The sequence below is a fragment of the Phytopseudomonas daroniae genome (genome assembly GCF_004327275.1).
Taxonomy (GTDB): domain Bacteria; phylum Pseudomonadota; class Gammaproteobacteria; order Pseudomonadales; family Pseudomonadaceae; genus Aquipseudomonas; species Aquipseudomonas daroniae.
In genome coordinates, this window is sequence record NZ_QJUJ01000006.1 from 222,800 (window position 1) to 242,590 (window position 19,791).

Consider the following 19,791-nt stretch of genomic DNA (forward strand, 5'->3'; position numbering starts at 1 on the left):
CAATGCTAGGTCTCTGGAAAACCTGGAAGGCCCTTGAAGCCAAAGGCATCATGGGTATCAACCGACGCAACGCGGACTACGTGCTGAAGTACAACAAACGGCACCTGTACCCGATCGTCGACGACAAGATCATCACCAAGGAGCGCGCCATCGAAGCCGGCATCCACGTGCCGGAAATGTATGGGGTGATCTCCACGGAAAAGGAAATCGACACCCTCGACAAGATCATCGGCGAGCGCAGCGATTTCGTCGTCAAGCCGGCCCAGGGCGCTGGCGGTGACGGCATCCTGGTGATCGCCGACCGTTTCGAGGATCGTTTCAAGACGGTATCGGGCAAGATCGTCAGCCACTCCGAAATCGAACAACAGATTTCCAGCATTCTCTCGGGTCTGTACTCCCTGGGCGGGCACCGGGATCGTGCGCTGATCGAATACCGGGTAACCCCGGACACCATCTTCAAGAGCATCAGCTACGAAGGCGTGCCGGACATTCGCATCATCGTGCTGATGGGTTATCCGGTGATGGCCATGCTGCGTTTGCCAACCCGACAGTCGGGCGGCAAGGCGAACCTGCACCAGGGCGCCATTGGCGTTGGTGTGGATCTGGCCACTGGTGTGACCCTGCGCGGCACCTGGCTGAACAACAAGATCAGCAAACACCCCGATACCACCAATGCGGTGGACGGCGTGCAACTGCCGAACTGGGATGGTTTCATGAGGCTCGCCGCTGGCTGCTACGAGCTATGCGGCCTCGGCTATATTGGCGTGGACATGGTGCTGGATCAGGAGAAGGGCCCACTTATTCTCGAGCTCAACGCCCGCCCCGGCCTGAACATTCAGATCGCCAACGATTGCGGCCTGACCCACCGTACCCATGCGGTGGAAGCACGCCTGGAAGAGCTGGCTGCCAAAGGCATCCAGGAGAACGCCGAAGAGCGTATGCGCTTCTCTCAGGAACTGTTCGGCCATATCCCGGCCACAGAGATCTGAGCCCTGCCCTGCTGCCGACACAGTCGGCAGCAGTCTTCCTCTCAAAACATCAAGTAACCAATTGATTTACAGGAGGTTAAAAAATGTAGGATGGGGCGGGCCGCGTAGGTGCTAACCCATCGCAATTGATGGGTTAGCACCCATCCTACTCTGTCTACATCGACCTGTTTGCTGCGCGACAGCGCTGCGGCGAAGCCTCCTAAAGACTCAACTGACGATTAGAGGCCTTCAGGAACTCGACCTTGAGGTCTGCGTAAGTGTGCACGGCCGGAAACTGCGGGAATTCGCGAATCACGTTTTCCGGCGCATGGAACAGGATGCCAGCGTGGGCTTCGCTGAGCATGGTGGTGTCGTTGTACGAATCGCCGGCAGCGATCACGCGATAGTAGAGGCTCTTGAAGGCCAATACCGACTGACGCTTGGGATCCTTCTGGCGCAGCTGATAATCCACCACACGGTCGGTATCGTCGGTGATCAACCGATGGCACAGCAGCGTCGGAAAGCCCAACTGGCGCATCAGCGGCTGGGAGAACTCATAGAAGGTGTCTGACAGGATTACCACCTGAAAGCGTTCGCGCAGCCAGTCGACGAATTCGACGGCGCCGTCGAGCGGCTCCAGCGTGGCGATCACTTCCTGGATATCCGATAGCTTCAGGCCATGCTCGTCGAGGATTCGCAGACGCTGCTTCATCAGCACGTCGTAATCGGGAATGTCTCGGGTGGTCGCCTTGAGGGATTCGATTCCGGTCTTTTCCGCAAAGGCGATCCAGATCTCGGGAACCAGTACACCTTCCAGATCAAGGCAAGCAATTTCCACGGCACACTCCTAGGTTGGGCTTTAAAGTTGGCGGCAACTCTACAGAAGCCGCGCCGCTTTGACGATACGGCAGCCCCTGCAGCCACGCAGATTTGCTACCATCGCCCTCCTCACGCATATGCCCTGGAGCCTGCCATGGATCTCGATCTGGACACCCTCAACGCCGAATTCGCCAACCAGCCGGAGAAGCTGATCGAATGGGCGATCGGCCTGGGCAAACCGGCGATCTGCACGACCAACTTCCGCCCGTTCGAGGCGGTCATCCTGCATATGGTCAGCCAGGCCAAGGCCGACATCCCGATCGTGTGGATGGACAGCGGCTACAACACCGAAGCCACCTACAAGTTCGCCGATGAGGTCACGAGTCAGCTCGGTCTGAACCTGATCACCTACCTGCCCAAGCGCAGCCGTGCCCACCGTGAGGCCATCGACGGCCCGACGCCAGCACTGGACGATCCGCGCCATGCCGCCTTCACCGAAGAGGTCAAACTGGAGCCCTTCGCCCGCGCCCTGCGCGAAACCGCGCCGAGCGTCTGGTTCACCGCGCTGCGCGCCACCGACACCGCCGTGCGCGCGCAGATGCAGCCGGTGAGCATCAACCCGGACGGCCTGATAAAGGTCGCGCCGTTGCTGCACTGGTCATCCAAGGATCTGTATCAATACCTCACCGCCCACGGCCTGCCGAACAACTTCGACTACTTCGACCCAACCAAGGGTGAAGACAACCGTGAATGCGGTCTGCACCTGAGCCATTGAATCAAGCTACAAGCTGCAAGTCAGAGGCCTCGTGACCCCATGCTTCTACTTGCCGCTTGTGGCTTGCAGCTTGCCGCTAATGTTGTCAGTGCAGCGGCAGCTCCACGTCCTTGAACAGTTCTTCCAACTCGACCTTGTTGTGACATTGCACGGCCTTGGCCAGCACCTCACGGGTCAGGTGCGGGGCGAACTTCTCGATGAAGTCGCACATGAAACCGCGCAGGAAAGTGCCACGGCGGAAGCCGATCTTGGTCACGCTAGACTCGAACAGCTCGCTGGCATCGAGCACCACCAGATCCGGATCCAGGGCCGGGTCGACGGCCATCTTGGCCACGATGCCCACACCGAGACCAAGACGCACGTAAGTCTTGATCACGTCGGCATCCGCCGCGGTGAACACGACCTTGGGCGTGAGACCACGGTGATTGAAGGCTTCATCGAGCTTGGAGCGGCCGGTGAAACCGAAGGTGTAGGTGACGATTTCGTGCTCGGCCAGGGCTTCCAGCGTCAACTTCGGCAGCTTGGCCAGCGGATGGCCCTGGGGCACGATCACGCAACGGTTCCAACGGTAGCAAGGCATCATCACCAGATCGTTGAACAGCTCCAGGCCTTCGGTGGCGATGGCAAAGTCCACGGTGCCGTCGGCGGCCATTTCGGAAATCTGCGTCGGCGTGCCCTGGTGCATGTGCAGGGCAACGTCCGGGTACTGCTTGATGAAGCTGCTGATCACTGGCGGCAGCGCATAACGTGCCTGGGTGTGAGTGGTAGCGATGGACAGGGTGCCCTTCTTCTCATTGGAGAATTCCTGGGCGATCTGCTTGATGCTTTCAACCTTGCGCAGGATTTCACCTGCCGTGGTTATGATGCGCTCACCCGCCGGCGTCACTCGCGTCAGGTGCTTACCGCTGCGGGCGAACACTTCCACACCCAACTCGTCTTCGAGCAAACGGATCTGCTTGCTGATACCTGGCTGCGAGGTATAAAGGCTCTGCGCCGTGGCTGAGACGTTGAGGTCATGGTGCGCGACTTCCCAGATGTAGCGCAGTTGCTGAAGCTTCATAGAAATCCCTCAAAGCGGATAGGCAGCCTGATCGTCGAACCGGTATATAACCATATTAATGGTTCAGACGGTAAATATAGATTTTTTATCTGGGTTGTGTAGCGATCATTCGTGACGGGAACGGTGTTGCAACATGGGTACCAGGTAGACTGGTACATCGGATAACTGCAGCAACCTCGACGCCGTCCTGCCCATCGGTACCTCCAACGCGGCACCATGGCTGTGACTGCCTACGACCAGCAAATCCACACCGAGTTTCTGCGCTTCTTCGAGAATGGCCAGTGGTGGATCGCCCCGCAGCACCCGCACCGAGCCGATCAGATCGAGGTCGTCGCGGTTTTCCCCCAACTCGTCGCGAAATCCTTCGAGCACCCGCAGTTCGATGCTATTCATCACGGTTTCCAGCCCCGTGCTGCGCAATTCCTTGAGGCGCGCCTCGTCGACATAGGTTTGCAAGACCGACTCGGCGAACAACCCCATCGGTTCCACCACATGCACCACATACAAACGAGCATTGAAACTGCGCGCCAGCGCTAGCGCGTGCTGCAGGACGTAGGGTGCGTAAAGACCGAGATCGGTTGCATAAAGAATCGAACGAATCATACGGCCTCCTCGACTGCCGACACGGCGGAGCCTCGCTTGAGCTTAGCAGCGTCATCCAAAAGTCAACGAAAACACTGGCAGTCAGGCGATGGCCATATACAACCCAAAGCCAAAGTCCGCATAGGAGATCCGGCCTCGGGAAGGGGATTCGATCATGGCCATCGCACCAAATCACGCGACTCCACCACTCGCTGCGAAGCCGCGGCTCCCGCAAGGCTCAGGGCAGTTCCTCGGGTGGACGAGCCAGCACACTGGCCAGGGCTCTTTCGAGATCGAGCGGCGCCAGACGACTATGCAGAGCCCCTAGGAACTGGCCGTCGCGCACGACGAACAATGCAGGCAGATGAAAGACCTCGTAGCGCCGAACCAGGCCGCCATTGGCACCTGCATCGATCCATGCCAGCCGCTCGACGGGCAGCGATAGCCTGGGCAATCGTTCACGGGCGTAGCGGCATGCGGCACAACCCTGGCTGGTGAAAATCACCAGCGAGGTACCCGGCAGACTCAGCAGCTGCTGATCGGCATCGAAATCGGACAACTCCAGATCGCTCGTCATACCCGGCGAGGCAATATCGATTTGCTGCCAGCTGCAGTGGTCGTTCATGCGTCGGCTTCTTCGTCATGGCGTGATTTACCGATGGAGTATCGTTACGCAGAGCATGTCACTCGACGCGTCCCCTCTGTCAAGGCGCCGCAGCCGAGCCGCATATTCCGCTACCGAGTGAGCGGGGATCCTATTCTGGCCCGCCTGGAGCAGTCAGCAGTCCGTCAGCATCGCCTTCAGCGGGCACGACACCGGGCCACCGCATCGGACTACCGCAAGCAGCACGAACGACAAGTCGCTTAGGCGCTGCCTCTGGAGGACACCGCAAAAGAGTGGCAGGGAGCAGCATACCGATAGCTTTACCACTCTCACGCCCTAAATATCATTGTCTAGCCAGGCGCTAACGCGCTAAGGTTCCGCTTCCCCGCTGTGCCCATACCGCTGTGCCCGCTGCACGGGGATCGCTGGCGGCCGGCTTCCGTGACCCGATGACGCAACTGATGAAAAGCACGATGGCTGATTTACCGATTAACGACCTTAACGTCGCCTCCAACGAAACCCTGATCACCCCGGAACAGATCAAGCTCGAGATTCCGCTGACCGAAAGCGCGCAGCGCACGGTTTCCGCCGGCCGCCAGGTCGTGCGCGACATCCTCGACGGCAAGGATCACCGCCTGTTCGTGGTCGTCGGCCCCTGCTCCATCCACGACATCAAGGCTGCTCATGAATACGCCGAGCGCCTGAAAGTACTGGCTGAGGAAGTATCCGACACGCTCTATCTGGTCATGCGTGTGTACTTCGAAAAGCCGCGTACCACCGTCGGCTGGAAAGGCCTGATCAACGATCCGTACCTCGATGACTCGTTCAAGATCCAGGATGGCCTGCACATCGGCCGCAAGCTGCTGCTCGATCTCGCGGAAATGGGGTTGCCCACCGCTACCGAAGCGCTGGATCCGATCTCGCCGCAGTACCTGCAGGATCTGATCAGTTGGTCCGCCATCGGCGCGCGTACCACCGAATCCCAGACCCACCGCGAAATGGCCTCGGGCCTGTCGTCGGCCGTGGGCTTCAAGAACGGCACCGACGGCGGCCTGACCGTTGCCATCAACGCCCTGCAATCGGTTTCCAGCCCGCACCGCTTCCTGGGTATCAATCAGCAAGGCGGTGTGTCCATCGTCACCACCAAGGGCAATGCCTACGGCCATGTGGTGCTGCGCGGTGGTAACGGCAAGCCGAATTACGACTCGGTAAGCGTGGCCGTCTGCGAACAGGAATTGAAGAAGGCCAGCATCAAGCCGAACATCATGGTCGACTGCAGCCACGCCAACTCCAACAAGGATCCGGCTCTGCAGCCACTGGTGATGGACAACGTCGCCAACCAGATCCTCGAAGGCAACCAATCGATCGTTGGCCTGATGGTCGAGAGCCACCTGGGCTGGGGCAGCCAGTCGATCCCGAAAGATCTGCAGCAGCTCAAGTACGGCGTGTCGATCACCGACGCCTGCATCGACTGGGAGAGCACCGAAAAGACCTTGCGCTCCATGCACATCAAGCTCAAGGACGTACTGCCCAAGCGCCAGCGCGGTTGAGTCGACAGCAATGAAAACGCCGGGCATCTGCCCGGCGTTTTGCTTGCAGCCTTTGCTTCAGCTCTGCTCGGTGGAACCCTCGCGGCGCGCCATGTAACGCTCCACATAGGAGCAGGATGGAATCACCGTATAGCCCATGCGCTCGGCGTAATCGAGCGCGGCACCGGTAAGGGCCGCGGCGATACCGCGACCACGCAGCGAGTTGGGGACGAAAGTCCGATAGATATCCAGCGTCTGCTTACCCAGATCCATATAAGAGAGGTAAGCGCGATCACCATCCACTGTGGTCTCGAACTGGTGACCGGCAAGGTCATGGTGAATGGACAGTGGCTCGCTCATTACTACTCCTCTCGATTGGGTCGGACATCGACATCCAGCCATTGTGGCCTGCGTACATCCGGTAACAATAGGATATAAAGCCATTCTAGAGGATAAAGGGCAAGGCAAAATCCGTTCTGCTCGGAACAGGCACAGCCCCTACCCAATTATCCTGATCGTTCGGTACTCATTCGCCTTGTCGTACCTGCTCAATAAACAACCAACATCGCGCGCTCGGTTAATTACCGACAGGCCCGTTGAACATGAAAAAAACCGGCGGCCTTGCTTCCCGTACGTTTACTTACTAAAAGTTACAGGTAGTATGTACGCCGGTCATTTTCCGGGTTCGGGATTTGGCTTCAACAAGCAAAAAACTTACCCCAAGGGGAACACGATGAACAACGTTCTGAAATTCTCTGCTCTGGCTCTGGCCGCAGTTCTGGCTACCGGTTGCAGCAGCGTTACCAAAGAAACCGAAGCTCGCCTGACTGCAACCGAAGACGCAGCAGCTCGCGCTCAGGCCCGTGCCGACGAAGCCTACCGCAAGGCTGACGAAGCGCTGGCCGCTGCTCAGAAGGCTCAGCAAACTGCTGATGAAGCCAACGAGCGTGCTCTGCGTATGCTGGAAAAAGCCAGCCGCAAGTAAAAGCCCTTGGCTAATAAAAAAACCGGCCCCAGGGCCGGTTTTTTTATTGCTCTTAACAATTAGCGAACAATAAGAACCCCTGTTCTTTATTGCCGCCAACACACTCAGAGCGCGGACGATTGCGCCTGGATTACCGCATCTCGCGGCGCAGCTATCTCGATTGGCAGACCGTCTTGCGCCGCCACGACCTCACGCACTACATCCCAATCCAGGTTCTGTGCATTCAAGTCGCTGCGCTTGATCAGCGCGTTGACCACCGCGGCGTGCTGATCACCAGTCGGCACGCCCTCCTCCTCGTCGAGCGGCGCGTGAGCCTCAAGGTAGACCTTGCCGTTGCTCACGCCAAACTTGTAGGGTTCGTTGATGATGCGCACAGGCGTGCCGACCGGCACCTTGTCGGCCAGCTCGAGCACATTGTTATTGAGCATACGGAAGCAGCCATGGCTCACCCGCATGCCGATACCGAATTTCTTGTTCGAGCCATGAATCAGGTAACCCGGCACCGAAAGCGCCATCTTGTAGGGCCCTAGGGGGTTGTCCGGGCCTGGAGGCACGTAACTCGGCAACGGATCACCATCGGCAGCGTGTTCGTCGCGGATCGATTGCGGCGGGTACCAGCCGGGATTCGGCGTTTTCGCGGTGATGCGCGCTTCGGTAACGGGCGAGCTCCAACCTTCACGACCGATCCCCAGCGGATAGGTGTAAACGACGTTCTGGCCTTTCGGGAAGTAATACAGGCGGTACTCGGCCAGGTTGATCACGATGCCTTCTCGAGGGCCCGCCGGCAGAATGAAACGCGTCGGCAGCACGATATCGGTGCCCTCGCCAGGCAGCCAGGCATCCACACCCGGGTTGGCGGCGACCATTTCCAGATAGCCCAGATCATTGGCCGTACCCAGGTCGGCGAAGGTGTCTTCGTAACGCGCCTTGATCACTTGGATTTCACCAACCACATCCTCACCCGGCGGCGGCAGCGGCAGCTCCATCGCGACAGCAGAACCTGCCAGACAGAAAGCACACAACGACAGACAGCGGGCGAGAGCTGAAACGCGCGGCGACATGCAGGAAACCTTTGAGGTGGAAGTGGTAGATAGGAGGTGAAGTGTATACCGCCGCCAGGCTCAGCGTCCGGGCCAGGCCGGACGTTCTCCGCGCCGTTGCGCATCGAGCGTCGCCAGGCAAGCCGGGCACAGGCGCCGGTCTTGCAACATGGGGCGTTCCAGATCACGCCACAACGGCTGTGCAGGCAACAGACCGCCGCAGAGCGTGCGATCGGCGTAACCGCCCAGCTCCAGCTGTCGAGCGACCAGGTGCACGCGTACCTCGCGACAGGCGAACAGGTCGAGCTGTTCATCCGGCTCGATCAGTTGATAGGCGTACAAAGACCAGACGGGTCGCAGCATCGGGGGCTCCAGGGCGGGGGCGCCACATTATCCGAAACGCCGTCAGTGGAAAAGCCCGTCAGAGCAACGGTTTCAGGGTTGGCCAGACATTCTCCAGCAGCATCTGCTGCGCCTCTATCGCAGGATGCACGCCGTCATCCTGCATCAACGCCTCGACACCGCCCACACCTTCGAGAAGAAACGGCACCAGCGCAACATTCTTCTCCGCCGCCAGCTCCTCATACACCTTGGCAAAGGCCGTGGTGTAGCGCTCACCATAGTTGGGCGGTATGCGCATGCCCAGCAACAACACCTTGGCACCCGCCTCACGGGACGCATCGATCATCGACGCAAGATTCTGTTGCAATTGACCAGGTGGCAAGCCGCGCAGCCCATCATTGCCACCCAGCTCCACGATCACCAGATCCGGGTCATGCTCGGCAAGCAGCGCCGGCAGCCGCGCGGCACCGCCAGCACTGGTGTCGCCACTGATCGAGGCGTTGACCAACTGATGGTCGAAACCCTGCTCTAGCATGCGCTCATCGAGCAGATGAACCCAACCTTGCCGGGTATCCATGCCAAAAGCCGCGCTGATACTATCGCCGACTACCAGCACGGTACCCGCCTGCGCCATCTGCCCCGCAATCTGCCCCAGAAGCAGCAGGCCGAGAACGGTTCCTTTCCATATCGCACGCATCGGATTCCTCATGAGCTCAAGCATTCTGTCTGCGCAGAACCTTAACAAAGTGGTTTCCAGCGCGGAAGGCGAGTTGACCATCCTGCACGACCTTTCACTGGAATTGGAAAAAGGCGGTAGCCTGGCCATCGTCGGCAGCTCGGGATCCGGCAAATCCACCCTGCTCGGTCTGCTGGCCGGGCTCGATTTGCCCAGTAGCGGTCGCATCCTGCTGGCCGGCAACGACCTTGGCAACCTTGGCGAAGACGAACGTGCCCGCGTACGTGCCGAACATGTCGGGTTCGTGTTCCAGTCCTTCCAGTTGCTCGACAGCCTCAACGCCCTGGAAAACGTCATGCTGCCACTGGAGCTGGAAGGCCGTGGCGATGCCCGGCAGCGCGCCACGGAGCTGCTCGAGCGTGTTGGCCTAGGAGCACGCCTGAGCCACACACCGCGCCAGCTTTCCGGTGGCGAGCAACAGCGCGTGGCCATCGCTCGCGCCTTTGCCGCTGATCCCGACGTGCTGTTCGCCGATGAGCCGACCGGCAACCTCGACAGCCATACGGGCGAGCGCATCAGCGATCTGCTGTTCGAACTGAATCAGGAGCGCGGCGCTACCCTGGTGCTGGTCACCCACGATGAACGCCTGGCTACGCGCTGCCAGCGCCTGATCCGTCTGGAGGGTGGCCACCTCGTGGCACCGGTGAACGCCTGATGAAATCCCTGTCCTTCTTCAGCCTGCTGTCACTTGCAGGCCGCCAACTGCTGCGCGATGCCCGTGCCGGTGAGTTGCGCGTGCTGTTCTTCGCCTTGCTGATCGCGGTCGCGTCCAGCACCGCCATCGGCTATTTCGGGGCGCGCCTGAATGAAGGCATGACCTTGCGCGCTACCGAATTCCTCGGGGCCGACCTGATCCTGCGCGGCAGCGCGCCAGCGGCCGCCGAGCAGATTGACGAGGGTACTTCACGGGGCCTGGAACACGCGCAGGTCGTGGAGTTCTCCAGCGTGATCGCCAGCGACGCGGGTATCCAACTGGCCAGTGTCAAAGCTGCAGGCAAGGGCTATCCGCTGCGTGGCGAACTGAAGAGCGCAGCCGAACCCTACGCCGAGGAGGCCGTCAGCGAGGGGCCTAAGCCTGGCGAAGTCTGGGCCGAGGCGCGACTGTTGGCAGCCCTGGATCTGAAAACCGGCGACGACATCGAAGTCGGCGCCAAGACCCTACGCCTGGCTCGGGTGCTCACCTACCTTCCGGATGAAGCCGGCGACTTCTACAGCCTGACGCCCCACGTGCTGATGCACCTGGACGATCTGCCGGCCACCCGCGTGGTGCAACCGGGCAGCCGGGTGCGCTACGTCGAACAATGGAACGGGCCGAGCGACGTACTGGCAAGCTATCGCCAGGCCGTCGAACCTGGCCTGGCAGCCCACCAGCGTTTCGACGATGCCCGTGATGGCAGCCGCAGCGTCGGCGGTGCCCTCGATCGCGCCGAGCGCTACCTGAATCTGGCCAGTCTGGCCGCCGTGCTGCTCGCTGGCGTTGCCGTCGCCCTGTCCGCGGCGCGTTTCGCCAGCCGGCGTTTCGATGCCAGCGCCCTGCTGCGTTGTCTGGGGCTGTCACGACGCCAGGCCCTTGGGCTGTTCAGTCTGCAGTTGGCGATTCTCGGGTTGCTTGCCAGCCTGAGCGGCGCCCTGCTCGGCTGGCTCGCCCAGCAGTTGCTGTTCCATCTACTGCAAGGCCTGCTGCCCACCCAGATTCCTCCTGGCGGCTTGTGGCCGGCCCTGGCGGGTATCGCCACCGGCCTGGTAGCCCTGGCCGGCTTCGCCCTGCCGCCACTGGCAGCGTTAGGCCGCGTGCCACCACTGCGGGTGCTGCGCCGCGACATGCTGCCGGTGCCGGCCAGTTCCTGGCTGGTATACGGTACCGCCCTGCTCGCCCTCGGGCTGATCATGTGGCGCCTGAGCCTGGATCTGCCATTGACCCTGGCACTGCTTGGCGGTGGCCTGGTAACCGCTCTGCTGCTTGGCGGCCTGCTTCTGCTCGGATTGCAAAGCCTGCGTCGCCTGCTGGCCCGCGCCTCACTACCCTGGCGCCTGGGGCTCGGCCAGTTGCTGCGCCGCCCCCTGGCCGCCGCCGGGCAATCCCTGGCCTTCGGTCTGATCCTGCTGGCCATGGCGTTGATCGCTCTGCTGCGCGGCGAACTGCTGGACACCTGGCAGGATCAGTTGCCCGCCGACGCACCCAACCATTTTGCCCTCAATGTGCTGCCTGCCGAGCGGGACGCCTTCGCCGCCCGCCTGACGGAACTGTCGCCCCACCCTGCGCCGCTCTACCCGGTGGTGCCAGGGCGGCTGATCATGGTCAACGGCGATCCGGTTCGCCAATACGTCAGCAAGGATTCCCGTGGCGAGCGCGCCGTACGCCGCGACCTGAGCCTGACCTGGGGTGCCGACCTACCGGAAGGCAACACCCTCACTGCCGGCAAATGGTGGGCAGGCGAGAAGAATCAGGAATTACCGGGCGTTTCGGTGGAAAGCGAACTGGCGGAAAGCCTGCACATCAAGCTGGGTGATCGGCTGACCTTCACCGTCGGTGGTGTCAACCGCGACGCCAGCGTGACCAGCCTGCGCGAAGTCGACTGGAACAACTTCCAGCCCAACTTCTTCATGATCTTCGAGCCAGGCACCTTGCAGGATCTGCCGGTCACCTACCTGACCAGCTTCTACCTGCCACCGCAGCAGGAGCGACAACTGGTCGAGCTGTCACGGGCGTTCCCATCGGTCACCCTGCTGCAGGTGGAGGCGCTGCTCAATCAACTGCGCAGCATCCTCGCCCAGGTCACCATCGCCATCGAGTTCGTCTTGCTGTTCGTCCTCGCGGCGGGTCTGGCCGTGCTGTTCGCCGGATTGCAATCGACGCTGGACGAGCGCATTCATCAGGGCGCCTTGCTGCGCGCGCTGGGCGCCGAGCGCAGGCTGCTGACTCAGGCACGACGTGCCGAGTTCGGCCTGCTCGGCGCGACCAGCGGTCTGCTGGCCGCCCTTGGCTGCGAGTTGGTCAGTTTCCTGCTTTACCGCTACGCCTTCCAGATGGCCTGGCAGCCGCATCCGTGGTTGCTGTTGCTGCCACTGATCGGCGCCTTGCTGGTCGCGACTGCTGGCGTACTGGGCACGCGGCGCTCCCTGGATGCCAGCCCTCTCACCGTTCTGCGCGAGGGTTGATAGACTTGGCGCCCGCAACAGACTGAGCACAGCATGAGCCGATACCGTCCACCCCGCGCCGCCGGAACGCCTCTCATCACCCCCGAAGGTGAGGCGCGTCTGCGTGCCGAATTGCACGAGCTCTGGCACGTACGCCGGCCCGAAGTGACCCGTTCGGTCAGCGAGGCGGCGGCCCAGGGCGACCGCTCGGAAAACGCGGAATACACCTACGGCAAGAAAATGCTGCGGGAAATCGACAGCCGCGTGCGGTTTCTCACCAAGCGTCTCGAAAAACTCAAGGTGGTCGACACCCGTCCGAGTGATCCGAACAAGGTCTATTTCGGTGCCTGGGTCACCCTGGAAGATGAAGACGGCAACAGCTCACGCTACCGCATCGTCGGCCCTGACGAACTCGATCTGAAGCTCAACCTGATCAGCATCGACTCGCCACTGGCCCGCGCCGTGATCGGCAAGGGCCTGGATGCGGAAGTGCGTGTGCAGGCACCGACTGGCGACAGGTACTGGTACATCACCGCCATCGACTATCCCTGAGAGAGCCTATTCAAAGTCTGCTGCGCGTCGGCACTGCTGGCTCTGAAAGTTCTGAGCTCAGCGCAGAGTGATCAGTCCCTGGCGAGCGATGCGGGTCAGTTGGCCGAGCATCTCGGCGCCTGGACGCTGTAGCACCGCGAAATCAAAACTGTCATCCGCGAAACGCTGCAGCGACTCGCCGTCTTCGGCGAACTGCACGAGAAAGGCGCGCTGCCCCTGACGGCGGCTGGGCCAGCCATCGAGATAGCGCAACAGAGTCGGCTGATGAGTGCCACCGAGCAGAATGCGCGGGTTGCGCCGGATCAGGCCGGTGGCGATGGGGGCGATACGAATCTGCGTGGCCTGGAGGCAGGTCATGGGTGTTTGTCTCCGCCTCGAAAATCCCGCTGGGCAGCGGTGAGAGGCAACACCGAACCAGCGCTTTAGCGGAATTTCGAGACTCATTGAAGAATCCCTGAGGCGCCCCGCAAGTAGCTGTTTAAATCGGCGCAGGTGGCAATCCTAGAGACTTGGCGATTACCCTGTCAATAACCAAGAAAGCCCGCATCGGCGGGCTTTTCTGAGGCTTGCAGTACTTAGCCGGCGATGTGCTTGTCCAGGGACAGTCGACCAGCACCATCGACCAGCAGTGCCAGGGTGGCGGCCATCAGCGCCAGGGCGAACTCATAACCGTTGTCGCTCATGAAGAAACCGTTGCCGATGTGCACGGAGAAAATGGCAACCAGCAAGGTAAAGGTCAGCACTACCGCAGCCGGACGCACCAGCAAGCCAAGGATCAGCGCCAGGCCACCGAAGAACTCGGCGCTACCCGCCATCAACGCCATCAGGTATCCAGGAGCCAGGCCGATGCTTTCCATCCACTGCGCCACACCTGCCAGACCATAACCCCCGAACCAGCCGAACAACTTCTGCGAACCGTGGGCCACGAAAATAATACCAACCAGCACCCGCAGGATGGTCAGGCCATAGCCTGCGCGAGTGGTTGCCAGAGATTTGATGAGTGCGTTCATGCTGCGAGTCCTTTGCTGTGTGAGTAAGATGGCGCCATATTAATTAAATTATTTAATATAAAAATCGCATAAAACCGCTTAAATAAATCGAATATGTCGATTATTTTCGCATACTCATTTCTTGCCGTGCAGGCTCCAGGGAATAGCGTTCACGCGCATACGCCAGGTAGTACTTGTTCACCGCATTGACATAACTGACGACACCCATACCGAGCTCTTCCATGGCAATGCGCTCCACCTGGAAAAACCACTGATCCGGGTTCAGGCCACGCCGCCGAGCCTCTGCGCGCAAGCTTTGCACCCGTTGCGGGCCCAGGTTGTAGCCGGCCAACACGAAAGCCATGCGCTCGCGCTCGTTCAGCCGAGGGCTATTGAAGAAAACGCGGCGAATCATCGACAGATACCTGGCACTGGCCTGCACGTTGTTTTCCACGTGGGAGATATCGGTGACACCGACACTGCGCGCGGCGGCGGGAGTGATCTGCATCAACCCGGTCGCCCCGCTGCTGCCGCGCGCGCTGGGGTTCAGGGTCGATTCCTTGAACGCCAGCGCGGCCAGCGCCAGCCAGTCGAAGTCATGCTGCTCAGCATAGCGCTGCAAGACCGGACGGACACGTTCCAGGCGCTGCCGTTCGGTTCGGCCCATGGGGGAATGCACCTTGTAGAGCCGCCGATAGACCCGCTGAAAGGCGGCATCCTGATCATCGGGCACCCGGTAACCTTCCAGGAAACGGTCGACACTGGCACTGAGCAACGGCGCATCGCGACGCATGTACCAGCGCATGTCGCCCTGGTCATCGAGCACCAGATGCCGATCCACACGTAACTTGGGCATCACCTTGGCCCAGCGTTCGGCGATGTGCAGCTCCACAGCGGTGAAGTCGAAGATACCGGCCTGCACCATTTCCAGCACGTCCTCGACAGCAAGGGTCGGATCCACCCACTCGACCACGATAGGTGGCAGCTTGCGCTCCTGAAGCTTGAGATTGATGCCGTGCAGGGCCTCTTTGGCGATGCTGCCGACCGGCAGCGACAGACTACGTCCGGCCAATTGCTCGAGGCGCTGATAACGCCGATTACCCTGCCGCGCGACGATGACTACCGGCACGTCGCGACGAATCGCTGCGCTGGCGATGATACTTGCGCCACCCTTGCTGCTGAGCAATTCGCCGGGCGCTACCAGGTCGCCCTCGCCACGCTGCAGAGCGGCGAGCAACTGATCCTTGGCTTTGGGAATCATCTTCAGGCGCAGGCTGCGTCCGTCCCGCACATTACGGTTGAGGTACTGCTCCAGGGCACGCAGGCGCTGGTACTCGACACCGATGCTCTGCCCTTTGACCTCACCGGAACTGTTGCGGCTCTGATTGACCAATACCCGCAGTTCGCCATTTTTACGAATGCTGGGCAAGTCGCGCACTGCCGCCGGCCTGGTCACTTCTACCGGGCCGGCAATGCGCGCCACTGCCGAAGTCGGCAGCGAGAGCAACATGCACAGCACGAGAAGGACACGCAATATCGAGGCTCCGGAAGCGGAAAACCGGCTGACGGCCTGTGGCAGTCAGCCGAAGCTGGGCGCGGAGGGTCGCACGGCCACAGTTCTGATGCCAATAACTGTTGGCTTTACATTACAAAGAACTCACAAGCATTTGTAATTAATGGCTTTTTATAAGCCATAAGAAGCTCTGTTATGCTGCGGCCCCACGTTCTGCAGGTTCACACCATGCAACTCATCGACATCGGCGTCAATCTGACCCACGCAAGCTTCAATGATCAGCGCCAGGCTTTGCTCGAACGAGCCTTCAACGCGGGCATTTGCCAATTGGTGCTGACCGGCACCAGCCTGGCTGAAAGCCATCATGCGCTGAGCCTGTGCCGACAGTTGGATGAGAGCGGAGAACGGCTGTTCAGCACTGCCGGTGTGCATCCCCACGACGCCAAGAACTGGAATAGCGACGACACGCGACGCCTGCGCGCCCTGCTGATCGAGCCCCAGGTGCGAGCCGTGGGTGAATGTGGCCTGGATTTCAACCGAGACTTCTCGCCACGGCCTCAGCAGGAAAAAGCCCTGGAGGAGCAGCTCAGCCTGGCGGTAGACCTGCAGATGCCGGTATTCCTGCACGAGCGCGACGCCCATCCCCGCTTCGTGCAGATACTGCGCAATTACCGCGACCGCCTGCCTGCAGCGGTCGTGCATTGTTTCACCGGCGAGCAACGCGCCCTGTTCGATTATCTGGATCTGGATCTGCACATCGGCATCACGGGCTGGATCTGCGATGAACGTCGCGGCGCTCATCTGCATCCCCTGGTCAGAGAAATTCCTGCTGGCCGCCTGATGCTGGAAAGCGATGCCCCCTATCTGCTTCCACGCAGCCTGCGGCCGAAGCCGAAAAGCGGCCGTAACGAGCCCGCCTACCTGGGTGAGGTACTGCGTGAAGTGGCGCTGCACCGCCGAGAGCCGGAAGACCAGGTCGCCAGGCACACCACCGCCTGCGCACGCTCCTTTTTCGGTTTGCCCTCGATCGTCGAGCAGGCTGACGAGCAGGAGATCGACTCCCCCTCAAGCCTGAGCGATCGCCGCCGTTAACCTGGGGGCAACCGCGTCGCTTCCGGAGTCGTTCGAAACCGACTTTCATGTGGCCATTGATTCACATCAACGGATCGATACGTGGCCCGTGAAACAATGATGGCGCCTTGCCAGGGTCTGTTGCCGTTTCAGCACAAGCCGCGTTGCTGCGAGAAATCTCACCAGGCTAGGCGGAGGACGCAGGGAATGGCGTTCCCTTTTCAAGTCCTCCAACAACGCATGGTGAGATTTCCCGCGCAACCCGAAGGGCCGGGCCCGTTTTGTCGCGATGCTGCGTTTCTCGCCGGCTCATTTGGCCAGCCAAACTTCGCGGCTCGTGCCTTGCCTCGCGGCAAAACGGGCTCCGGCGCGGTCGTGCTGAAACGGCAACAGACCCTAGCCTCATTCATGTCGAGAGCAGAAAAACATGCCCGTCTGGATTCGCGATGTATCCCTGAAACACAAGTTCTGGGCGGTCAATGCCGTCGCTTTCCTCACCACCCTGTTGCTCGTCCTGTTCGCCATGCTTCAGGAGCAGGACACCTTTGCCCAGGCGGCCCGCGAAGGAGCGGAAAAACAGGCGCGCCTGATCGCCGCCTGGCCAGCCGAAGGTGAGCTGCCTGGCACCACCGATCTGATCCTGTTCACGGCAAGTGAACAGCCACGCCTGCCAGGCAATATGGACGCCAGCGCACTGCGTAACGCGCGCGGCTGGATCGATCTCGCCCACGACGGAGTGTTCGGCAGCGATCCGCTGATCGGCGCCCAGGTTCTCGAACACGGCAACGACAAGCGCGTGGCGGTACCGGCATACGGCCGCAGTCTGGCCCAGGTGTTCGCCGAGCGTGCCGGCAGCTACGCGCTGACGGTCGCCCTGCTGATGCTCGCTCTGCTCGGCGCCTCGCAGGTTCTGATCCGCTTCCTGCTCACCCACCTCAACACCCTCAAGGACGTCATGCTGCATGTGGAGAAAAACGGTGACCTGTCGGCACGTGTCCCCCTGCAGAGTCGTGACGAAGTCGGACAGATGGCCGGCGCCTTCAATGCCATGCAGGATGGCTACCAGCGTGTCGTCGGTACGGTCATCCAGGCGGCGTCGAGGCTGGATGACGGCACTGCACGCCTGGCGCGAAGCATGAAAGACGTGCGCCAGGGCATGCTCGGCCAGCAGAGCGAAACCGATCAGGCCGCCACCGCCATCAATGAGATGTCGACCACCGTGCATCACATCGCCGAGCATGCGGCGACTACCCGTGACCAGTCGCAGACCGCCGACCAGCTCGCCGGCGCCGGGCAGGCTGTAGTCAGCCGCGTCGTGCACTCCATCACCGGCCTTTCCAGCGGCGTCCAGCAGACGGCGACGATGATCCAGCAGGTCGCCGGTGACAGCCAGAAGATCAGCGGTGTGGTGAACGTCATCCATGGCATCGCCGAACAGACCAACCTGCTGGCTCTCAACGCCGCCATCGAGGCAGCCCGCGCCGGCGAAATGGGCCGCGGTTTTGCCGTGGTGGCCGATGAAGTACGCAACCTGGCCAAACGCGTGCAGGACTCCACCGACGAGATCACCAGCATGATCGGCACACTGCAAGCGGGCACCCGCGATGCAGTGGAGTTCATGCAGGAAAGCTCGCTGAAGGCCGACGATTGCGTACAGGCCGCTCACGAAGCCGGTGAGGCCCTGGCTGCAATTACAGGCGCCGTGGCACAGATGCGTGAGAGCAACACGCAGATCGCCGCTGCTGCCGAACAGCAGAGTCAGGTGGCCGAGGAAATGACCCGGTCGGTGGTGGGCATTCGCGATGTCACCGAGCGCACGGTTCAGCAGACCCTGGAATCGGCCACCACCAGCAGCGAACTGGCAGAACTGGCGGGCGAGCTATCGCGGGCCATCCGCCAGCTCAAACCCTAGCGCTAGCAAAGCATGGGCAGATAACACAAAAGCTATCTACCACATAGGAGGGATCAATTCGCTGCCCTGCATCGAGCGCCATAGACTGGGCTCATCTGATGCAGGAGATCTCCCATGAACACGCAAACCGCTCCCCTCACCCGCTCAAGCAGCGTTGAATCGCTCGACATGCCATTGCTGGCCATCGCCTTGCCGCTGCTGCTGGTGTCGCTTGCCCTGGCTGGCAGTGGCACAGCCCCTCTGGCGCTGCTGTTGTCCGGGTTGGGTGCCGTCGCCGCCTATGCCCTGGCACGCCAGGCGCTGGTGCCGACAACTCAGCCGAACACCGTGACCGTCTGACGGCTGATGGCCAGCAGCTCACCGCTGGGCGTCCAGAGTGCAGCCGCGACATGCCCGTACCCGTCGCGGGCATGCTCGATTTCCGCGCGGTAAAGGCACCATTGATCAGAAGTAACCGAGACCATCGGCTGGATGAACTCGATCGTCCAGGTCAGCGAACTGCCGGGCGCAGGCCCTTTAAGCAGCGACAGCACCGCCGGTGGCCAGGCATCGACCAGACCCAGCAGGTGCGCTTCATCGAGGGTCTCGACCCGATCCTGATCGCGAAAGCGCACCCAACCTCCCATCTCGCGCGACTGAGTGCCACTGAATGGCAAGCCGCCCAGCCCCCAACGCATTGCCAGTTGGCGGGTAAATTCCGGCGTGACCTGAGGGATATAAGGCAGTTCCTGGCTATTCTCCACGGCCTTGATCGTGGGCGCCGGTTGCGCGTCGACCTTGATCGAAGAGGAGCGTGGCGCACCGAAGCTGCCCTGCACCAATGCCACCACCGCGCCATTCTGTAGCGCACGCCCCAATACCTGGCTGACAGCCTTGCCCTCGCGCAACACCTCAGCCTCGAAGCGCGCTGCGACACCAGACTCCACCGGCCCGACGAAGGTGATCGCCAACGACCGTGGTGGACGCTCCGCTGGCACCTTACTGCGCATCACGGCATAGACCAGTGCAGCCACCACACCACCAAAGCTGGCGCGGCCCTGGCCCCAGTTCCGGGGAATCGATAGCGCCTCGGGCGTGCGCTGCACTTCTTCCAGCAGTTCAAAGAAATCCATACTCACCTCCGGACAGGTCAGCCAGATAGTAAGAGACTCGCTCCCCCTCAGCGAGCCTGAGACA

22 protein-coding genes are annotated in these 19,791 nt (G+C 61.2%); 10 read left to right on the forward strand and 12 right to left on the reverse strand.

Annotation, left to right across the window (positions count from 1 at the left end; translation table 11 throughout):
- The first annotated feature begins 2 nt into the window (after positions 1-2).
- Positions 3-989: an alpha-L-glutamate ligase-like protein gene (locus tag DNK10_RS16175; RefSeq protein WP_131182382.1), complete on the forward strand. Its 987-nt coding sequence runs from the start codon at positions 3-5 to the stop codon at positions 987-989.
- A gap of 199 nt (positions 990-1,188) precedes the next feature.
- On the opposite strand, the gene thrH is transcribed toward DNK10_RS16175, so the two are convergent.
- A complete protein-coding gene (gene thrH, locus DNK10_RS16180; RefSeq protein WP_131182383.1) occupies positions 1,189-1,806 on the reverse strand; it encodes a bifunctional phosphoserine phosphatase/homoserine phosphotransferase ThrH in 618 nt (205 codons plus the stop codon).
- A gap of 135 nt (positions 1,807-1,941) precedes the next feature.
- Between thrH and DNK10_RS16185 the strand changes: the two genes are divergently transcribed.
- Positions 1,942-2,562 carry a phosphoadenosine phosphosulfate reductase domain-containing protein gene (locus DNK10_RS16185; RefSeq protein WP_131182384.1) on the forward strand — a complete coding sequence of 207 codons (621 nt, stop codon included), beginning with the start codon at positions 1,942-1,944 and terminating at the stop codon, positions 2,560-2,562.
- Positions 2,563-2,647: 85 nt separating this feature from the next.
- Here DNK10_RS16185 and cysB read toward each other — a convergent pair whose 3' ends face one another.
- The 3 genes from cysB to DNK10_RS16200 form a co-directional block, all read right to left on the reverse strand.
- Complete coding sequence (gene cysB / locus DNK10_RS16190) at positions 2,648-3,622, reverse strand: HTH-type transcriptional regulator CysB (RefSeq protein WP_131182385.1); 975 nt, start codon at positions 3,620-3,622, stop codon at positions 2,648-2,650.
- Between the two features lie 105 nt (positions 3,623-3,727).
- Positions 3,728-4,225, reverse strand: coding sequence for a universal stress protein (locus DNK10_RS16195; protein WP_131182386.1), 498 nt, complete (start codon positions 4,223-4,225; stop codon positions 3,728-3,730).
- A gap of 217 nt (positions 4,226-4,442) precedes the next feature.
- Positions 4,443-4,829: a thioredoxin family protein gene (locus tag DNK10_RS16200; protein ID WP_131192261.1), complete on the reverse strand. Its 387-nt coding sequence runs from the start codon at positions 4,827-4,829 to the stop codon at positions 4,443-4,445.
- A 452-nt stretch (positions 4,830-5,281) separates the two neighbouring features.
- On the opposite strand from DNK10_RS16200, the gene DNK10_RS16205 reads away from it, so the two are divergent.
- Complete coding sequence (locus DNK10_RS16205; protein ID WP_131192262.1) at positions 5,282-6,358, forward strand: 3-deoxy-7-phosphoheptulonate synthase; 1,077 nt, start codon at positions 5,282-5,284, stop codon at positions 6,356-6,358.
- Between the two features lie 57 nt (positions 6,359-6,415).
- Here the strand turns inward: DNK10_RS16205 and DNK10_RS16210 are convergent, their stop codons facing one another.
- Positions 6,416-6,697 (reverse strand): GNAT family N-acetyltransferase, encoded by a 282-nt coding sequence (locus DNK10_RS16210; RefSeq protein WP_131192263.1) that lies wholly within the window; start codon positions 6,695-6,697, stop codon positions 6,416-6,418.
- A gap of 373 nt (positions 6,698-7,070) precedes the next feature.
- Between DNK10_RS16210 and oprI the strand changes: the two genes are divergently transcribed.
- Positions 7,071-7,322: an outer membrane lipoprotei OprI gene (gene oprI / locus DNK10_RS16215; protein ID WP_013791646.1), complete on the forward strand. Its 252-nt coding sequence runs from the start codon at positions 7,071-7,073 to the stop codon at positions 7,320-7,322.
- Between the two features lie 104 nt (positions 7,323-7,426).
- On the opposite strand, the gene DNK10_RS16220 is transcribed toward oprI, so the two are convergent.
- The 3 genes from DNK10_RS16220 to DNK10_RS16230 are packed head-to-tail and all read right to left on the reverse strand — an operon-like array spanning position 7,427 to position 9,401.
- Positions 7,427-8,383, reverse strand: a complete 957-nt coding sequence (locus DNK10_RS16220) for a L,D-transpeptidase family protein (RefSeq protein ID WP_131182391.1) — start codon at positions 8,381-8,383, stop codon at positions 7,427-7,429.
- Positions 8,384-8,443: 60 nt separating this feature from the next.
- Positions 8,444-8,725 carry a hypothetical protein gene (locus DNK10_RS16225; protein WP_131182392.1) on the reverse strand — a complete coding sequence of 94 codons (282 nt, stop codon included), beginning with the start codon at positions 8,723-8,725 and terminating at the stop codon, positions 8,444-8,446.
- A gap of 58 nt (positions 8,726-8,783) precedes the next feature.
- A complete protein-coding gene (locus tag DNK10_RS16230; protein WP_131182393.1) occupies positions 8,784-9,401 on the reverse strand; it encodes an arylesterase in 618 nt (205 codons plus the stop codon).
- Positions 9,402-9,411: 10 nt separating this feature from the next.
- On the opposite strand from DNK10_RS16230, the gene DNK10_RS16235 reads away from it, so the two are divergent.
- Genes DNK10_RS16235 through greB form a run of 3 tightly spaced genes read left to right on the forward strand, consistent with a single transcriptional unit; the run spans position 9,412 to position 13,130 of the window.
- Positions 9,412-10,095 (forward strand): ABC transporter ATP-binding protein, encoded by a 684-nt coding sequence (locus DNK10_RS16235; RefSeq protein WP_131182394.1) that lies wholly within the window; start codon positions 9,412-9,414, stop codon positions 10,093-10,095.
- Entirely contained in the window at positions 10,095-12,599 is a 2,505-nt protein-coding gene (locus DNK10_RS16240) for an ABC transporter permease (RefSeq protein ID WP_131192264.1), read from the forward strand. Before DNK10_RS16235 ends, DNK10_RS16240 begins: the two co-directional genes overlap by 1 nt.
- Positions 12,600-12,632: 33 nt before the next feature.
- A complete protein-coding gene (gene greB / locus DNK10_RS16245; protein ID WP_131182396.1) occupies positions 12,633-13,130 on the forward strand; it encodes a transcription elongation factor GreB in 498 nt (165 codons plus the stop codon).
- 57 nt (positions 13,131-13,187) lie between these two features.
- Here greB and DNK10_RS16250 read toward each other — a convergent pair whose 3' ends face one another.
- The 3 genes from DNK10_RS16250 to DNK10_RS16260 form a co-directional block, all read right to left on the reverse strand.
- On the reverse strand, positions 13,188-13,487 hold the full coding sequence (locus DNK10_RS16250) for a class I SAM-dependent methyltransferase (protein WP_131192265.1): 300 nt from the start codon (positions 13,485-13,487) through the stop codon (positions 13,188-13,190).
- 218 nt (positions 13,488-13,705) lie between these two features.
- Positions 13,706-14,140: a DoxX family protein gene (locus DNK10_RS16255; protein WP_131192266.1), complete on the reverse strand. Its 435-nt coding sequence runs from the start codon at positions 14,138-14,140 to the stop codon at positions 13,706-13,708.
- Between the two features lie 100 nt (positions 14,141-14,240).
- Positions 14,241-15,656, reverse strand: a complete 1,416-nt coding sequence (locus DNK10_RS16260; RefSeq protein ID WP_131192267.1) for an MltF family protein — start codon at positions 15,654-15,656, stop codon at positions 14,241-14,243.
- 204 nt (positions 15,657-15,860) lie between these two features.
- Here DNK10_RS16260 and DNK10_RS16265 point away from each other — a divergent pair, with 204 nt between their 5' ends.
- From DNK10_RS16265 to DNK10_RS16275, 3 genes are all read left to right on the forward strand, one after another.
- Positions 15,861-16,724, forward strand: coding sequence for a TatD family hydrolase (locus tag DNK10_RS16265; RefSeq protein WP_131182400.1), 864 nt, complete (start codon positions 15,861-15,863; stop codon positions 16,722-16,724).
- Between the two features lie 406 nt (positions 16,725-17,130).
- Positions 17,131-18,615, forward strand: a complete 1,485-nt coding sequence (locus DNK10_RS16270) for a methyl-accepting chemotaxis protein (protein WP_131192268.1) — start codon at positions 17,131-17,133, stop codon at positions 18,613-18,615.
- Between the two features lie 114 nt (positions 18,616-18,729).
- Entirely contained in the window at positions 18,730-18,954 is a 225-nt protein-coding gene (locus tag DNK10_RS16275) for a hypothetical protein (RefSeq protein WP_131192269.1), read from the forward strand.
- Here DNK10_RS16275 and DNK10_RS16280 read toward each other — a convergent pair.
- A complete protein-coding gene (locus DNK10_RS16280) occupies positions 18,930-19,727 on the reverse strand; it encodes an acyl-CoA thioesterase (RefSeq protein WP_131192270.1) in 798 nt (265 codons plus the stop codon). The genes DNK10_RS16275 and DNK10_RS16280 overlap by 25 nt on opposite strands.
- Positions 19,728-19,791: the final 64 nt, after the last annotated feature.

What these genes read in the sequence shown, in the direction of transcription:
- DNK10_RS16175 (WP_131182382.1), top strand. Translation starts at nt 3, where the DNA reads ATGCTAGGTCTCTGGAAAACCTGGAAGGCCCTTGAAGCCAAAGGCATC.
- DNK10_RS16185 (WP_131182384.1), top strand. Translation starts at nt 1,942, where the DNA reads ATGGATCTCGATCTGGACACCCTCAACGCCGAATTCGCCAACCAGCCG.
- cysB (WP_131182385.1), bottom strand. Translation starts at nt 3,622, where the DNA reads ATGAAGCTTCAGCAACTGCGCTACATCTGGGAAGTCGCGCACCATGAC.
- DNK10_RS16195 (WP_131182386.1), bottom strand. Translation starts at nt 4,225, where the DNA reads ATGATTCGTTCGATTCTTTATGCAACCGATCTCGGTCTTTACGCACCC.
- DNK10_RS16200 (WP_131192261.1), bottom strand. Translation starts at nt 4,829, where the DNA reads ATGAACGACCACTGCAGCTGGCAGCAAATCGATATTGCCTCGCCGGGT.
- DNK10_RS16205 (WP_131192262.1), top strand. Translation starts at nt 5,282, where the DNA reads ATGGCTGATTTACCGATTAACGACCTTAACGTCGCCTCCAACGAAACC.
- DNK10_RS16210 (WP_131192263.1), bottom strand. Translation starts at nt 6,697, where the DNA reads ATGAGCGAGCCACTGTCCATTCACCATGACCTTGCCGGTCACCAGTTC.
- oprI (WP_013791646.1), top strand. Translation starts at nt 7,071, where the DNA reads ATGAACAACGTTCTGAAATTCTCTGCTCTGGCTCTGGCCGCAGTTCTG.
- DNK10_RS16220 (WP_131182391.1), bottom strand. Translation starts at nt 8,383, where the DNA reads ATGTCGCCGCGCGTTTCAGCTCTCGCCCGCTGTCTGTCGTTGTGTGCT.
- DNK10_RS16225 (WP_131182392.1), bottom strand. Translation starts at nt 8,725, where the DNA reads ATGCTGCGACCCGTCTGGTCTTTGTACGCCTATCAACTGATCGAGCCG.
- DNK10_RS16230 (WP_131182393.1), bottom strand. Translation starts at nt 9,401, where the DNA reads ATGCGTGCGATATGGAAAGGAACCGTTCTCGGCCTGCTGCTTCTGGGG.
- DNK10_RS16235 (WP_131182394.1), top strand. Translation starts at nt 9,412, where the DNA reads ATGAGCTCAAGCATTCTGTCTGCGCAGAACCTTAACAAAGTGGTTTCC.
- DNK10_RS16240 (WP_131192264.1), top strand. Translation starts at nt 10,095, where the DNA reads ATGAAATCCCTGTCCTTCTTCAGCCTGCTGTCACTTGCAGGCCGCCAA.
- greB (WP_131182396.1), top strand. Translation starts at nt 12,633, where the DNA reads ATGAGCCGATACCGTCCACCCCGCGCCGCCGGAACGCCTCTCATCACC.
- DNK10_RS16250 (WP_131192265.1), bottom strand. Translation starts at nt 13,487, where the DNA reads ATGACCTGCCTCCAGGCCACGCAGATTCGTATCGCCCCCATCGCCACC.
- DNK10_RS16255 (WP_131192266.1), bottom strand. Translation starts at nt 14,140, where the DNA reads ATGAACGCACTCATCAAATCTCTGGCAACCACTCGCGCAGGCTATGGC.
- DNK10_RS16265 (WP_131182400.1), top strand. Translation starts at nt 15,861, where the DNA reads ATGCAACTCATCGACATCGGCGTCAATCTGACCCACGCAAGCTTCAAT.
- DNK10_RS16270 (WP_131192268.1), top strand. Translation starts at nt 17,131, where the DNA reads ATGCCCGTCTGGATTCGCGATGTATCCCTGAAACACAAGTTCTGGGCG.
- DNK10_RS16275 (WP_131192269.1), top strand. Translation starts at nt 18,730, where the DNA reads ATGAACACGCAAACCGCTCCCCTCACCCGCTCAAGCAGCGTTGAATCG.
- DNK10_RS16280 (WP_131192270.1), bottom strand. Translation starts at nt 19,727, where the DNA reads ATGGATTTCTTTGAACTGCTGGAAGAAGTGCAGCGCACGCCCGAGGCG.